Annotated in this window: 14 protein-coding genes; 6 read left to right on the top strand and 8 right to left on the bottom strand. The window is 54.7% G+C overall.

Translation table 11 applies throughout. The annotated features are described in order from the left end of the window. The first annotated feature begins 77 nt into the window (after window positions 1-77). Both MKleb_RS00280 and mdtD read left to right on the top strand, forming a co-directional pair. Window positions 78-779 carry a FadR/GntR family transcriptional regulator gene (locus MKleb_RS00280; protein ID WP_004855803.1) on the top strand — a complete coding sequence of 234 codons (702 nt, stop codon included), beginning with the start codon at window positions 78-80 and terminating at the stop codon, window positions 777-779. 12 nt (window positions 780-791) lie between these two features. Continuing rightward, complete coding sequence (mdtD, locus tag MKleb_RS00275; RefSeq protein ID WP_004855800.1) at window positions 792-2,189, top strand: multidrug transporter subunit MdtD; 1,398 nt, start codon at window positions 792-794, stop codon at window positions 2,187-2,189. On the opposite strand, the gene rbsR is transcribed toward mdtD, so the two are convergent. The 7 genes from rbsR to kup all read right to left on the bottom strand — a co-directional run bounded on the left by rbsR (window position 2,186) and on the right by kup (window position 10,090). Further along, entirely contained in the window at window positions 2,186-3,178 is a 993-nt protein-coding gene (rbsR, locus tag MKleb_RS00270) for a ribose operon transcriptional repressor RbsR (RefSeq protein ID WP_014227359.1), read from the bottom strand. The genes mdtD and rbsR overlap by 4 nt on opposite strands. A 3-nt stretch (window positions 3,179-3,181) precedes the next feature. Beyond that, entirely contained in the window at window positions 3,182-4,114 is a 933-nt protein-coding gene (rbsK, locus tag MKleb_RS00265) for a ribokinase (RefSeq protein WP_025107539.1), read from the bottom strand. A 98-nt stretch (window positions 4,115-4,212) separates the two neighbouring features. Next, entirely contained in the window at window positions 4,213-5,103 is an 891-nt protein-coding gene (rbsB, locus tag MKleb_RS00260) for a ribose ABC transporter substrate-binding protein RbsB (RefSeq protein ID WP_004855794.1), read from the bottom strand. 27 nt (window positions 5,104-5,130) lie between these two features. Continuing rightward, window positions 5,131-6,096 carry a ribose ABC transporter permease gene (gene rbsC, locus MKleb_RS00255; RefSeq protein ID WP_004855792.1) on the bottom strand — a complete coding sequence of 322 codons (966 nt, stop codon included), beginning with the start codon at window positions 6,094-6,096 and terminating at the stop codon, window positions 5,131-5,133. Window positions 6,097-6,101: 5 nt separating this feature from the next. Further along, entirely contained in the window at window positions 6,102-7,607 is a 1,506-nt protein-coding gene (gene rbsA, locus MKleb_RS00250) for a ribose ABC transporter ATP-binding protein RbsA (protein ID WP_009653315.1), read from the bottom strand. Window positions 7,608-7,617: 10 nt separating this feature from the next. After that, window positions 7,618-8,037 (bottom strand): D-ribose pyranase, encoded by a 420-nt coding sequence (rbsD, locus tag MKleb_RS00245; RefSeq protein WP_004855789.1) that lies wholly within the window; start codon window positions 8,035-8,037, stop codon window positions 7,618-7,620. Between the two features lie 184 nt (window positions 8,038-8,221). Further along, window positions 8,222-10,090, bottom strand: coding sequence for a low affinity potassium transporter Kup (gene kup / locus MKleb_RS00240; protein ID WP_014227355.1), 1,869 nt, complete (start codon window positions 10,088-10,090; stop codon window positions 8,222-8,224). Window positions 10,091-10,307: 217 nt separating this feature from the next. On the opposite strand from kup, the gene ravA reads away from it, so the two are divergent. Then, complete coding sequence (ravA, locus tag MKleb_RS00235; protein WP_217076389.1) at window positions 10,308-11,807, top strand: ATPase RavA; 1,500 nt, start codon at window positions 10,308-10,310, stop codon at window positions 11,805-11,807. Beyond that, window positions 11,804-13,252 carry an ATPase RavA stimulator ViaA gene (viaA, locus tag MKleb_RS00230; protein ID WP_014839869.1) on the top strand — a complete coding sequence of 483 codons (1,449 nt, stop codon included), beginning with the start codon at window positions 11,804-11,806 and terminating at the stop codon, window positions 13,250-13,252. Before ravA ends, viaA begins: the two co-directional genes overlap by 4 nt. A gap of 7 nt (window positions 13,253-13,259) precedes the next feature. On the opposite strand, the gene asnA is transcribed toward viaA, so the two are convergent. Then, window positions 13,260-14,252, bottom strand: coding sequence for an aspartate--ammonia ligase (gene asnA, locus MKleb_RS00225; protein ID WP_025107541.1), 993 nt, complete (start codon window positions 14,250-14,252; stop codon window positions 13,260-13,262). Between the two features lie 152 nt (window positions 14,253-14,404). Here asnA and asnC point away from each other — a divergent pair, with 152 nt between their 5' ends. Together asnC and mioC are read left to right on the top strand one after the other, a co-directional pair. After that, window positions 14,405-14,863, top strand: coding sequence for a transcriptional regulator AsnC (gene asnC / locus MKleb_RS00220; RefSeq protein ID WP_004107306.1), 459 nt, complete (start codon window positions 14,405-14,407; stop codon window positions 14,861-14,863). Between the two features lie 91 nt (window positions 14,864-14,954). Continuing rightward, entirely contained in the window at window positions 14,955-15,395 is a 441-nt protein-coding gene (mioC, locus tag MKleb_RS00215; protein WP_009653317.1) for an FMN-binding protein MioC, read from the top strand. The last annotated feature ends 343 nt before the right edge of the window (window positions 15,396-15,738 follow it).

The following is a 15,738-nucleotide window of genomic DNA, read 5'->3' as shown; positions in this document are numbered from 1 at the left end:
GTTTTGCCGTTTTAACCAACGAAGTAAGCCGCCAGATGGCATACTGGTAAGGTAAAACAGAGAAAGGAACGGCACGTATGTCTTTAAGCGCACAGCAGTTGGCGGCACAAAAGAATATCTCCTGGGTATTAGCGGAGAAGCTGGCTCAAAAAATTTTGACCGGTGAATATCAGCCAGAAAGTATCCTTCCAGGCGAGATGGAACTGGGCGAGCAGTTTGGCGTGAGCCGCACCGCCGTGCGTGAAGCGGTGAAGACGCTAGCGGCAAAAGGCATGCTTTTACCACGGCCGCGCATCGGAACGCGGGTGATGCCACGCAGCAGCTGGAACTTTCTCGATAAAGAACTCCTGGCCTGGTGGTTAACAGAAGATAACTTCTCCGATGTTGTCAGCCATTTCCTCGTGATGCGCGGCAGTCTGGAACCTCAAGCCTGTTTCCTGGCGTCAACCTCAGGGACGCCGGAGCAAAAAGCCCAGCTCAACGCTTTGATGGAGGAGATGGTTGAGCTGAAGAGGAACTTTCAGCGCGAACGCTGGATTGAAGTCGATATGGCCTGGCATGAACATATATATGAAATGAGCGGCAACCCTTTCCTGATCTCTTTCGCTTCTTTATTTCATTCGGTCTATCACACCTACTTCACGTCGATTACGCAGAATGAAGTGGTGAAACTGGATCTGCACCAGGCAATCGTTGATGCCATTCTGGATAGCGACGGCTTGCGGGCGCTGAGCGCCTGCCAGGCGTTGTTGAGCGCTCCCAACCATTCCGATAAATAGCAAGGGTATCGAATGACCAAAAAGAAAGCCCGCAGTATGGCCGGGCTGCCATGGATCGCAGCGATGGCTTTTTTTATGCAGGCGCTCGACGCCACCATTCTGAATACAGCCCTTCCCGCTATCGCCCATAGTCTCAACCGTTCACCGCTAGCGATGCAGTCGGCCATTATCAGCTATACGCTGACGGTGGCCATGCTTATCCCGGTCAGCGGTTGGCTGGCCGACCGCTTCGGCACGCGAAAAGTGTTTATCATCGCCGTCAGCCTGTTTACCCTCGGTTCCCTGGCCTGCGCGCTTTCCAACTCCCTGATGGAACTGGTTATCTTCCGCGTCATTCAGGGCATCGGCGGGGCCATGATGATGCCGGTAGCCAGGCTGGCGCTACTGCGCGCCTATCCGCGCAGCGAACTGCTGCCGGTGCTCAACTTCGTCACGATGCCTGGACTGGTCGGCCCTATCCTCGGTCCCGTGCTCGGCGGCGTACTGGTGACCTGGGCCAGCTGGCACTGGATTTTCCTGATTAATATTCCCATCGGTATTATCGGGATCGTGTATGCCCGCAAGTATATGCCGGATTTCACCACGCCACGGCGCCGCTTCGACACGCTCGGTTTTATCCTGTTTGGCCTGAGCCTGGTTCTGTTTTCCAGCGGAATCGAGCTGTTTGGCGAGAAAATTGTCGCCACATGGATGGCTCTGGCGGTTATCGCCCTGAGCATCGTTTTACTGTGGGCCTATATTCGTCACGCTCGCCGCCATCCCACGCCGCTCATTTCGCTTTCTTTATTCAAGACGCATACTTTCTCTGTCGGGATTGCGGGAAACCTGGCCACGCGCCTGGGTACCGGTTGCGTTCCGTTCCTGATGCCGCTGATGTTACAGGTTGGCTTCGGTTATCCGGCGATCGTCGCCGGCTGCATGATAGCGCCTACGGCTATTGGTTCGATTATTGCGAAATCAACCGTCACCCAGATTCTTCGCTGGTTTGGTTACCGTAAAACGCTGGTTGGGGTCACGATATTTATTGGCCTGATGATCGCTCAGTTTTCGCTGCAATCGCCGGATATGTCGATCTGGATGCTGCTGCTGCCGCTCTTCATTCTGGGAATGGCAATGTCCACCCAGTTCACCTCCATGAACACCATCACGCTCGCCGATTTAACCGATGAAAACGCCAGCAGCGGCAACAGCATGTTGGCCGTGACGCAGCAGCTATCGATCAGTCTCGGGGTCGCCGTTAGCGCGGCGGTGCTGCGGTTTTATGAAGGATTCGATAGCGCAAATACCATCGAGCAGTTTCACTACACCTTTATTACCATGGGGGTTATCACCGTGGTATCGGCGCTGGTATTTACCTTATTAAGAGCAAAAGATGGCCGCAACCTGATTAAGGAGCGGCACAAACGTTAGGCTGAGCCGCGAACTACCAGCTCGGGGGTTAACTGTACGCGCTGCTGTTTTTGTCCCGGGTCGGCCATACGGTGAATCAGCACATCGATGGCCAGCTCGCCCAGTTCATCTTTCGGTTGATGAATTGTGGTTAACGGCGGCGTCATATAGCGCGCCAGTTCAATGTCGTCATAACCTACCAGCGCCATATCCTGTGGGATACGCAGACCGCTCTGATAAAGGGCCTGATAGGCGCCTACCGCCATCGCATCGTTACCGATAAACACCGCCTGCGGCAGCGCTGGCAGCATCAGCAGCTTCTGCATGGCGCTGAAACCGCCGCCAAACTCAAAATCGCTGCTAATCACATATCCTTCAGGTACCGTGAGTCCGGCTCGGGCCATCGCTTCCTGATATCCCTCCAGGCGCAGTCGGGCAGGAGTTTTATCCAGCGGACCCGCAATACAGGCAATCCGCGTATAGCCCTGGTCGATCAGATACTGCGTCGCCATATCGCCGCCCAGCAGAGAGTTATCCTGAATCAGATCGCTATCGCCGTCGAACGGCGCCCAGTCCATCATCACCGTCGGTACAGAAGGGTAGCGCTGCATAATCTCCGGCGAAGGTTGATGCGTTTCAGTGCACAGCAGCAGTAAACCATCGACGCGCTTTTGCATCAGCGTCTCCAGATTACGGTTCATCCGCTGTTCATCGCCTTCGGTATTACACAGCACAAGGCTATAACCCCGTTCAAAGCAGCTGCGCTCCACGCCGCGCACCAGCTCCGAGTAAAACGGATTGGTACTGGCGGTAATGAGCATGCCTATGGTGCGGGTTTGATTTAATTTGAGACTGCGCGCCAGCGCGGACGGCGCGTAGTTCAGGCTCTTAATCGCGGCGTCGACTTTAGCGGTAATAGCTTCGCTAACGAAACGATCTTTGTTGATGACATGAGAAACCGTCGAAGTGGAAACGCCCGCAATGCGGGCTACATCCTTCATGGTAGCCAATCGTTACCCCTGTTGACGTAAAAATTCGTCTATTTCTTTTCGCCAGGGCACGGAGGGCTGAGCCCCTTTGCGGGTGACGGCAATAGCGGCGGCGGCATGGGCAAAACGAATCGCCTGCGCCAGTTCGCTACCTTCAAGCAGCGCGGTGACCAGCGCACCATTAAAGGTATCGCCAGCGGCGATGGTATCAACCGCCTGCACTTTAAAACCGGGAACCCGACGACCTTCACCTTCGCTGCTGGCCCATACGCCACGGCTGCCAAGCGTAATGATCACCGTACCAATACCTTTATCATGGAGCACTTTGGCGGCTTTTGCCGCATCATCGTCGCTTTCTACGCGAACGCCGGTGAGCTTTTCCGCTTCGGTCTCGTTAGGGGTAATGATATCCACCAGCGTGAGCAGATCATCGGGCAGTTCACGTGCCGGCGCCGGATTGAGGATAACTGAGGTTTGATTCTGGTGAGCGATTTTCGCCGCGGCCAGTACGCTTTCCAGCGGCGATTCCAGCTGCATCAGCAGCGCCTGCGCGCCGGCAATACGCCCTTTTTCCGCATCAACCTTAGCCACGCTGAGCGCGGCGTTAGCGCCAGCATGAATACCGATAGTATTCTCACCTTCAGCGTTAACAAAAATCAGCGCCACGCCGGTTGATTCTCCGGCAACGGCCCTGACCGGCGCGACGTCGATATTATCGCTTTCCAGCTGACGACGAACGCGTTCGCCAATATCGTCATCGCCGGTACAGGCGATAAAGGCGATATTGGCTCCGCTGCGTCCGGCAGCAACCGCCTGGTTTGCGCCCTTACCGCCAAAAGCGACCTGATAGTGATGACCGGTAACGGTTTCACCCGGCATTGGGAAAGCGTCAAGATTCAGGATGTGATCGGCGTTGATACTGCCAAGGACGACAAGTTTGCCTGCGGTTTTCATAATCAATATTCCCGGAAAGCGCGCCACCGGAATCCGGTGGCGCATGCCCTGCTTTTCTTTATTATGTTGTCCCTCGGACCGTCGCCGCTCCGAATCGCACATTATTGCTTAATGACCAGTTTCAACTCAACCGGATAGCTGGTTTCCACTTTTTCGCCCTTCAGCACTTTATCGGCTGTCTCAACGCCTTTCACGCCGATCTGCTCCGGTAACTGGGCGATGGTCGCTGCCAGTTTGCCACTATTTACCGCTTTTTCGCCATCCGGAGTGCCGTCAAATCCAACAACCATCACATCAGATTTGCCTGCCGTTTGCAGGGCACGCAGCGCGCCCAGCGCCATTTCATCGTTTTGGGCGAATACGGCCTGTACATCAGGATGCGCCGTCAGCAGGTTCTGCATGACGTTCAGGCCCTTGGTACGGTCAAAATCTGCCGGCTGGCTGGCCAGAACGTTAAACTTATGCGCAGCAACGGCCTGCTGGAAACCTTCGCCACGCTCGCGCGCCGCGGACGTCCCGGCAATGCCCTGTAGTTCAATGATCTTCGCGCTTTCACCGACTTTCTTCGCGATATAGTCACCGGCCATCTTACCGCCCAGCACGTTATCAGACGCGATATGGCTCACCACGTCGCCTTTTGACGCCTGACGGTCGAGGGTGATAACCGGAATTTTAGCCTGGTTAGCCAGCTTCACGGCGTTACCCACCGCATCGGAATCCGTTGGGTTGATCAGCAGCAGTTTGGTACCACGAACGGTTAAATCCTGCACGTTAGCCAGCTCTTTGGCCGGGTTATTCTGAGAGTCCAGAACCACCAGGTTATAGCCCAGTTTGTCCGCTTCTTTTTGCGCGCCATCCTTCAGCGAGACAAAGAACGGGTTGTTAAGGGTTGAGATAACCAGAGCGATAGTGTCTTTTGCCATCGCGTTTGCGCTTACGGTCGCACTTAACGCTACAGCAGAGACCAGGGTCGCCAGTTTTTTCATATTCATAGTTAAGATGTCCTGTAGAGTTATCAGTTACTGCTTCTTGTTATCTACCAGTACCGCCAGCAAAATAACCACCGCTTTCACGATCATCTGGTAATAGGATGAAACGCCTAATAAATTCAGTCCGTTGTTCAGAAAGCCAAGGATCAACGCGCCAATCAGCGTCCCGACAATACGGCCTTTACCGCCCGCAAGGCTGGTACCGCCGAGCACCACCGCCGCAATCGCATCCAGTTCATATCCGGTGCCCGCCGTCGGCTGCGCGGAAGAGAGACGCGCGACCTCAATAATGCCGGCCAGCGAGGCCAGCATGCCGCACAAAGAATAGACGATGATTTTAACTTTATTCACGCTGATGCCGGAAAGACGCGTTGCCGCTTCGTTGCCGCCGAGCGCGTAGATATAACGACCCAGGCGGGTATGGTGCAGCATGTACCAGGCGGCCAGGAAGACGATCGCCATAATCCACACCGGCGTTGGGATCCCAAGCGGACGGCCAATCCCGAACCAGCCAAACAGATCGGCGTTGTCGGTAAAGCCGGTGTTTACCGGGCTGCCGTTGGTATACACCATCGTCACGCCGCGCAGCAGCAACATCATGACCAGCGTGGCGATAAATGCCTGTACGCGCCCTTTCGCCACGATTACGCCGGTCACGGCGCCAATTGCCGCACCTAACGCCAGCGCAGCGGCCACCGCCACCAGCGCGTTGACCTCAATCCCCACAATGGAAGCCGCCACCGCGCCGGTCAGCGCCAGCAGGGAGCCGACGGACAGGTCGATGCCCGAAGTCAGGATAACCAGCGTCATCCCAACCGCCATAATGGCGTTAACTGAAGTCTGCTGCAGAATATTGAACAGGTTATTCACGGTAAAAAAGTTGGGGCTCATGGTCGAGACAATCGCAATCAGCACCAGCAGGGCAATCAGCGATTTTTGCTCCATCAGCCACGCTTTTGTGAAGTAGCGACGACCAGAAACAGCCGGGTTATTCATCTTTTTTACTCCTGATTCACACGGTTAAGCTTGCCCACAGCGGCAGCCATCAATACTTCCTGGGTGGCCTGCTCGCGTGTGAATTCACCGCCGAGATGCCCTTCATGCATCACCATGATGCGATCGCTCATGCCCAGCACTTCCGGCATCTCCGAAGAGACCAGAATGATGCTCAGGCCTTCGGCTTTAAACTGGTTAATCAGCTGGTAGATCTCTTTCTTCGCCCCGACGTCGACGCCGCGGGTCGGTTCATCAAGGATCAGCACCTTCGGACGGGTCATCAAGCCGCGGGCAATCGCCACCTTCTGCTGGTTACCGCCCGATAGCAGCCCAATAGCCTGCTCCATCGACGGCGTTTTCACATTAAACAGGCGGATAAAATCACCTACCGCCTGCTGTTCATCTTTATGCTTCAGGCTACCGCCGCCGCGGCTGAAGTAACGCAGCGCGGTGAGCGACATATTCTCTTTAACCGACATGCCGAGCACTAAACCATCGCGCTTGCGGTCTTCGGAGATATAAACAATGCCGTTGGCCAGGCCATCCTGCGGAGAACGCGTAATGACCTCATGCCCATCCAGGGTAACCGATCCGCTGCTGCGCGGCAGCGCACCGTACAGCACCTTCATCAGTTCGGTTCGTCCGGCGCCCATCAGCCCGGCGACGCCGAGGATTTCGCCCTGGCGCAGAATAAAGGAGATGTTCTCCACCCCTGATCCACACAGGTTGTCGACCTTAAGGCGAACCGCGCCCGGAGCTTTGTCCAGATGCGGATACTGATCCTCCAGCTTGCGGCCGACCATCATCTCAATCAGCAGATCTTCATCCAGGCTGGCCACTTCGCGCTCGGCGATAAACTGCCCATCGCGGAAGACCGTGACGTCATCGCAAATCTCGAAGATCTCTTTCATACGGTGAGAGATATAGACAATACCGCGCCCCTGCGATTTCAGTTCGCGGATCACGCGGAACAGGGATTCGGTCTCGGTGTCGGTTAGCGCGTCGGTGGGCTCATCCATAATGATGACCTTCGACTCAAAGCTCAGCACTTTAGCGATCTCGACCATCTGCTGATCGCCGATCGACAAATCGCCCACCAGCTTTTGGCTGTTGAAGCGTAAGTTCAGCTTTGCCAATAGCTTGTCAGCTTCGGCATACATCGTTTTCCAGTCAATTTTGCCAAAGCGATTCACAAACTCACGACCGAGGAAAATATTCTCGGCGATCGTCAGCTGGGGGATCAGGTTGAGTTCCTGGTGAATGATGCCGATTCCGGCTTCCTGAGAAGATTTAGGTCCGTTGAAGGTGGTCTCTTTCCCCAACCACAGCAGCGAACCGGCATCGCGGGAGTAGATACCGGTCAGCACCTTCATCATGGTGGACTTGCCGGCACCGTTCTCCCCGACCAGCGCCATCACGCGACCTGGATAGACATTTAGCGAGGCGCCGGAGAGCGCCTTGACGCCAGGGAACGCTTTATCGATCCCTTTTAGTTGCAATAAGGCTTCCATATCGGCGACCTCAGAACGTCACGCCGGCACAGAGAATAACGTTCGCATACGGGGAACACTCCCCGCTGCGAATCACCGCCTGACTGTCTGCGGTTTCTTTTTTAAACTGCTCATGACTGGTGTAACGAATTTCAATGGTGTTTCCCTGGTGCTGCTGCAGCTGCTCAAGGTGAGTGAGCAACGTCGCATGGAGCTGCGGATTAAGGGTTTTAATCTCTTCCGCCAGGATAGCCGCTTCAACCTGCATTTCGCTCGTCACCACCTCCAGAACCTGCATAAAGGAGGGCACCCCGTGGGTTAACGCCATATCAATACGCGCGCTGCTGCGGGGAACCGGTAAACCAGCGTCGCAAACAACCAGCGTATCGGTATGCCCCAGACGGGAGATGACCGACGAGATATCAGCATTGAGGACGGTACCTTTTTTCATTTTCTCTTTTGCTCCATTAGCGAAACGTTTCGCTGGTATAAGTATTAGCAATAAGAGAACAGAAAACCATCACCAGATGTGAGAATTGTGATCGTCATCGAAACGTTTCGCAACGCAGCAGCGAGAAAGTCTGAAGCGAGCAGATAAAACAAAAAAGCCCTTCATTAAGAAGGGCCCTAGTGAATCAAATCTCAACCTGGGTGCCGAGTTCAATAACCCGGTTAGGCGGGATTTCGAACTGATCCGGCGCCCGCAGGGCGTTGCGCTGCAGCAGCAGATACAGCTTGCCGCGCAGGCGCAGATACCACGGCCGCTTGCCGATGATCAACGACTCATGCGACATAAAGAAGGAGGTCTCCATCATCCGGCAGCTCAGGCCTTCCAGCCCGCAGCGGTGGAAAACCTCTTCGACGTTCGGCGTTTCGCGCCAGCCGTAGCTGGCAACGACGCGCCAGAACGACGGCGATATCTGTTCAATCTGTACGCGACGAACGTTATGTACGTACGGCGCGTCTTCGGTACGCAGCGTGAGCAAAATCACCCGCTCGTGCAGCACCTTGTTATGCTTCAGGTTGTGCAACAGCGCGAAAGGAATCACGTTCAGCGCCCGGGACATATAAACAGCGGTACCCGGCACGCGAACCGGCGGCGATTTTTCAAGAGAAGAGATCATCGCCTCCAGAGAATTACCGTGCTCATGCATCCGACGCAGAAGGCGGAAACGCTCGCTCTTCCAGGTGGTCATGATGGTAAACATCACCAGACCGAGGGTCAGAGGCAGCCAGCCGCCGGAGACGATTTTATCGAGGTTCGCGGAGAAGAGCGGGATATCAATGCACATAAAGGCAACCAACAGCAGCGCCACAATAAACTTATTCCAGTGCCAGTTTTGCCGCGCCACCGTCGTGAACAAAATGGTGGTCAGCACCATCGTTCCCGTCACCGCAATACCGTATGCCGCCGCCAGATTCGAGGAGTGCTCAAAGTTAACAATAACGATGACCACCGAGATATAGAGCAGCCAGTTGATAAACGGGATGTAAATCTGCCCGGACTCCATTTCCGAGGTGTGAATAATACGCATCGGCGACAGGTACCCCAGACGCACGGCCTGGCGAGTCAGAGAGAAGACGCCGGAGATAACCGCCTGGGAAGCGATAACCGTCGCCAGGGCGGCAATGATCAGCATTGGGATCAGCGCCCACTCCGGCGCCAGCAGAAAGAACGGGTTTTTAATCGCTTCCGGATGTTTAAGCAGCAGCGCCCCCTGACCAAAGTAGTTCAGTACCAGCGAAGGCAGCACGACCGAAAACCAGGCCAGGCGAATCGGCAATTTGCCGAAATGCCCCATGTCGGCATACAGCGCTTCCACGCCGGTAATCGACAGCACCACCGCCCCCAGCGCCACAAACGAGACGGTTTTATATTCGAGGAAGAAATGAACCGCCCAGTAAGGGTTCAACGCCTGCAGCACTTCAGGGTTAGCGAAAATACTGCGCGCGCCCAGTACCGCCAGCAGCAGGAACCAGATCAGCATAATCGGCGCGAACAGCTTACCCACCATGCTGGTACCGTGCTTTTGAATGGCAAATAGCAGCGTCAGGACAATGATGGATATGGGCACAACCCAGGTATCCAGGTCCGGAGCGATAATTTCCAGACCTTCTATCGCCGACATCACCGAGATGGCAGGGGTAATGACCACCTCGCCATAAAAGAAGCTGCCGCCGATAAGCCCAAGGATCACCAGGATGGACGTGGCGCGCGCGGAAGTGTTTCGCCCCGCCAGCGACATTAACGTCAGGATCCCGCCTTCACCGGCGTTATCTGCCCGCATCACGAAGGTGATGTATTTGAGTGAAACAGTAAGAATTAATAGCCAAAAAATGAGCGACAGGAAGCCAAAAACAGCATCACGCTCAACGCCAAAGCCAAACTGACCTGACAGACATTCACGAAGTGTATACAGTGGACTGGTGCCGATATCGCCGTATACCACGCCGATTGCCGCCAGCGTTATTGCCGGCAGCGATTGCTTATTATCAGTGCTCATAGACTAGTCTTTTCGTTTATAAAACAAATGTGTGCCTAGTCCCTTGGCCCACAAAAAGCGCACAGTATGCACGATTATTTGCTGAATCGTACCCCTAACTGACATCATCTTAACCTGACTCAAAGAAAATAAATCGATTCTTCAGGCTATTACCACCCCTAATCAAACATCTATACTCGACCTAACAACGACATTCTAAAAAGCACGCAACTCTATTATGGCTCAATCACATTTACTGGCAGAAAGAATTTCCCGGCTCAGCGCCGCGCTGGAAAAAGGACTCTTCGAACGCAGCCACGCAATACGCCTTTGCCTGCTTGCCGCCCTCAGCGGCGAGAGCGTTTTTCTGCTGGGCCCGCCGGGGATCGCCAAAAGCCTGATTGCCCGTCGCCTCAAGTTCGCCTTCCAGCAGGCTCGCGCATTTGAATACCTGATGACCCGTTTCTCCACGCCGGAAGAGGTCTTTGGCCCACTCTCCATTCAGGCGCTGAAAGATGAAGGGCGCTACGAACGTTTGACCGCCGGCTATCTTCCGGAAGCTGAAATTGTTTTTCTCGATGAGATCTGGAAAGCGGGCCCGGCGATTCTCAATACGCTGCTGACGGCGATAAACGAACGCCATTTCCGCAACGGGGCGACCGAAGAGAAGATCCCCATGCGCCTGCTGGTGGCGGCGTCGAACGAGCTCCCGGAGGCAGACAACAGTCTGGAAGCCTTATACGATCGTATGCTTATCCGCCTATGGCTGGATAAGGTACAGGATAAAACGAACTTCCGCTCAATGCTGATAAGCCAGCAGGACGAGAACAGTAATCCTGTCCCGGCGAGTTTGCAGGTCAGCGACGAGGAATTTCTGCAATGGCAGCAGGATATCGGCAGCGTGAAGCTACCGGACAGCGTATTTGAACTGATTTTCCAGCTGCGCCAGCAGCTGGATACGTTGCCAAACGCGCCTTACGTCTCAGATCGTCGCTGGAAAAAAGCCATTCGTCTGCTGCAGGCCAGCGCCTTTTTCAGCGGCCGCGACACCATTGCGCCAATAGACCTGATCCTGCTGAAGGATTGCCTGTGGCACAATATTGAGACGATGAATCTGATGTCCGTGCAGATTGAGACCTTAATGACCAGCCACGCCTGGCAGCAGCAGGCGATGCTCACCCGCCTCGGGTCGATTATTCAACGGCGCATTCAGCTTCAACAGCAGCAAAGCGATAAGACCGCGCTAAAAGTCACCCGTCTCGGCGGGATGTTCAGCCGTAAACCTCATTATGAACTGCCTGCTGAAGTGCAGGACCCCACGCTAACGCTGCTTCTCCAGCAGCCGCTAAAACTGCACGACCTGGAAGTGATTCATATTACGTTTGTTCGTGAAGAGCTTGTTCACTGGCTGGAGAAAGGGGGTGAGATCCGCGGCAAGCTCAACGGCATTGGTTTTGCCCAGCAGCTGAATATGGATGTCGATACCAGCCAGCATCTGGTCGTGCGCGATGTGAGCCTGCAGGGGTCGCGACTCTCCCTGCCCGGTAGCGAATCACGGGAAAATATGCCGACAGAAATCAGGCAACAGCTGGAGGCGCTGGACGACGAATGGCATCAGCAACATAACCGCTTCAGCGAACAGCAAAAATGTCTGTTTATTCCCGGCGAGTGGCTGGGGCGCATTGAAGCCAGCCTGCAGGACGTGGGAACGCAGATTAAACAGGCCCGCCAGTCATGACGCTGGACATGCTGAATGTCATGCTGGCAGTCGGCGAAGAGGGCATGATCGATGAGATGCTGCTGGCCCTGCTGGCAGCGCCTCAACTCGCGGTATTCTTTGAAAAATTTCCGCGGCTCAAAAATATTATCGCCGCCGACATTCCTCGCTGGCGGGAAGCGGTCAGATCGCGACTAAAAGAGACCAACGTCCCGCCCGAGCTGGATGCGGAAGTTCAGTGCTATCAGCAATCACAGCGGCTTTCCACCTCGCAGTTTATCGTCCAGCTGCCGCAAATTCTGAGCCAGCTGCATAAGCTGCACTCCCCTTTTGCCAGCCAGGCGCAGCAGCTGGTGGACAACAACAGCACCTTTACGCCGGCGCTGCACACGTTATTCCTTCAGCGCTGGCGTCTGAGCCTGGTGGTGCAGGCAACCTCTCTTAATCAGCAGCTGCTGGATGAAGAGCGCGATCAGCTTCTGAGCGAAGTTCAGGAGCGCATGACCCTCAGCGGCCAGCTCGAGCCCGTGCTGGTGGAGAATGATAATGCGGCGGGACACCTGTGGGACATGAGCGCCGGAGAACTGAAGCGAGGCGATTACCAGCTGATCGTTCGCTACGGGGACTTTTTAAGCCAACAACCTGAACTCATGCAGCTCGCCGAACAGCTGGGGCGCTCGCGTGAAGCGAAAGCGGTGCCGAAAAAAGATGCGCCGATGGAGACCTTCCGCAGCCTGGTGCGCGAACCGGCTACCGTACCGGAGCAGGTCGACGGTCTTCAGCAGAGCGACGATATTCTACGTCTGCTGCCGCCTGAGCTGGCTACCCTCGGCATCACCGAGCTGGAGTTTGAGTTCTACCGCAAGCTGGTTGAAAAGCAGCTGCTGACCTATCGACTACATGGCGATGCGTGGAAGGAAAAGATCACCGAACGGCCGGTAACGCGCCAGGACGTTGATGAACAGCCGCGCGGGCCGTTTATCGTCTGCGTCGATACTTCCGGCTCAATGGGCGGTTTCAATGAACAGTGCGCCAAGGCGTTTTGTCTGGCGCTGATGCGGGTCGCTCTGGCGGATAACCGCCGCTGCTTCATTATGCTGTTTTCCAGCGAAGTGGTGCACTACGAACTCACCGGCCCGCAGGGGCTGGAACAGGCGATTCGTTTCTTGAGCCAGCGCTTTCGCGGCGGCACCGATCTGGCCAGCTGCTTCCGGGCGGTGATTGAGCGTATGCAGAATCCGCAGTGGGTCGATGCTGATGCGGTGGTGATTTCTGATTTTATCGCCCAGCGCTTGCCGGATGAGGTGATCAATAAGGTGGGAGAGCTACAGCATAAACATCAACATCGTTTTCATGCGGTGGCGATGTCGGTACACGGCAAGCCCGGCATTATGCGCGTATTCGATCATATCTGGCGCTTTGATACCGGGTTGCGTAGCCGCCTGCTGAGACGCTGGCGGCGTTAATCACTGATTAAAGAAGCGCAGCAACGCTCTGACGAACCTGGGTTGGCCACACGCCGCACTGCACCTGGCCGATATGCTCAAGCTGCAGCAGCAGCATCGTCAGGCGAGACTGGCCAATGCCGCCGCCAATCGTCTGCGGCATCTCTCCGCGCAGCAGCGCCTGGTGCCATTCCAGCTGCAGGCGATCTTCGTCGCCGGTCATCGCGAGCTGACGCTTCAGCGCTTCGGCATCGACGCGGATCCCCATTGAAGAGAGCTCGAATGCATCTTCAAGCACCGGGTTCCACACCAGAATATCACCGTTCAGACCGGCATAGCCTTCAGCGGCAGGCGTGCTCCAGTCATCGTAATCCGGCGCGCGAACGTCGTGACGCTGGCCATCGGAAAGCTTGCCGCCGATACCGATCAGGAATACCGCGCCCAGCTCTTTCGCGATCGCCCGCTCGCGGCCCTTGGCATCAAGATCCGGATAGCGGCTTAAAAGCTCCTCGCTGTGAACAAACTGGATCGTCTCCGGCAAGAAAGGCGTAAGGCCAAATTCTTTACTGACGGCGTCTTCGGTCGCTTTGATCCCGGCATAGATCGCTTCAACGGTTGCTTTCAGCGTGCCGCTGTGGCGCTCTCCGTCGCCCATTACGCGCTCCCAGTCCCACTGGTCAACGTAAACGGAATGGATGGGAGTTAATCGGTCTTCATCGGGACGAAGGGCCTTCATGTGCGTGTACAGCCCTTCGCCCGCGCTGAAGTCGTGTTGTCCCAGGGTTTGACGCTTCCACTTCGCCAGTGAATGAACCACTTCGAACTGGGCGTCTGGCAGTGTTTTCACTTTAACCTGAACCGCTTTTTCGCAACCAGAGAGGTTATCCTGGGTCCCATCGCCCACGCGGCTTAAGATCGGCGCCTGGACTTCGATCAGGCCGAGCTTCTCTTCAAGCTGGCGGGAAAAGTGTGACTTAACGAAACTAATCTGGCGTTGTTTTGCGATGTATGCGGTTTTCATTTTTTATAACTCCTGCGTCCTGTTGCCATTGATTAAGCAACAAAACAGCGCTGAAATTCAATAATCCAACAACAAAAAGCCTGCATCGATTTTGATTCATTAAAATTTGAGGCTAAAATAGAAATATTCGTCAAACTTCATAAGAAAAACCTATGGAAAATTATCAGATCGACAATCTGGACCGCGGCATTCTTGAGGCCTTAATGGCCAACGCGCGCACCGCCTATGCTGAACTGGCAAAACAGTTTGGCGTCAGCCCGGGGACCATTCACGTGCGGGTAGAGAAAATGAAGCAGGCCGGAATTATTACCGGCGCACGCATCGACGTCAGCCCCAAGCAGCTGGGTTACGATGTAGGATGTTTTATCGGCATCATTCTGAAGAGCGCGAAAGACTACCCCTCCGCGCTGGCCAGGCTAAACAGCCTGGATGAGGTTACTGAAGCCTATTACACCACCGGACACTACAGCATCTTTATAAAGGTGATGTGCCGATCGATTGATGCGCTCCAGCATGTACTTATCAACAAGATCCAAACAATTGATGAAATTCAGTCCACTGAAACGCTGATCGTCCTGCAAAACCCGATTATGCGTACCATCCGCCCGTGATCGGGCTTTTTAATCCCACATTTTTCCACAGGTAGATCCCAGCTCGCTCACAGCGTACAATACGCCACTCTGAATAGTGGAGCGGGCGATCATGGCAGAGATAACTCTTATCAGCGGCAGTACGCTGGGTAGCGCAGAATATGTATCAGAACATCTGGCGGAAAAGCTGGAAGAGGCTGGACACAGCACGACTATTCAGCACGGCCCGCTGATCGACGATCTGCAGGCGGAAGGGATCTGGCTGGTTATCTCTTCGACGCATGGCGCCGGGGACATTCCCGATAATCTTCTGCCTTTCTATGAAGCGCTTCAGGAGAAGCAGGTCGACCTCTCTGCGGTCCGTTTTGGCGCAGTCGGCATCGGTAGCCGTGAATACGATACCTTCTGCGGAGCAATTGATAAGCTCGAGACGGCGCTCAACGCCTGCGGGGCAAAACAGATCGGTGAAACGCTAAAAATTAACGTTCTCGAACATGAAATTCCGGAAGATCCGGCCGAGATTTGGCTGGGATCCTGGAAAAACTTGCTCTGAGAATTGTAAAGATCATACTTTCTTCTGTGGATAACTATGCTTAAAAGCTTGGATCAACCGGTAGTTATCCAAAGTATAACCCTTGACTGATTTTTGTGCTGTGTATAACCCTTCATTTTGATCCCAGCTTATACGGACCAGGATCACCGATCATTCACAGAAAGCGATCCTTCTTAAGCGTTTGATCTTAAATCGCGGATCTGACTTATCCACAAGACAAGCCGATCCTAATAAGAGATCACAATAAAACAGATCTCTAAATAAAAGTTCTTCTTTTTAATACTCAGGATCCCGGCGCTTTCTCGAAAGGCTAAAGTTGAGTAGAATCCACGGCCCGGGCTTC

Origin of the sequence: Klebsiella sp. PL-2018, assembly GCF_019048985.1 — a bacterium.
In the GTDB taxonomy this organism is placed as follows: domain Bacteria; phylum Pseudomonadota; class Gammaproteobacteria; order Enterobacterales; family Enterobacteriaceae; genus Klebsiella; species Klebsiella michiganensis.
The sequence above is the reverse complement of the archived record's forward strand: the minus strand, read 5'-3'. Positions and strand labels throughout refer to the sequence as shown.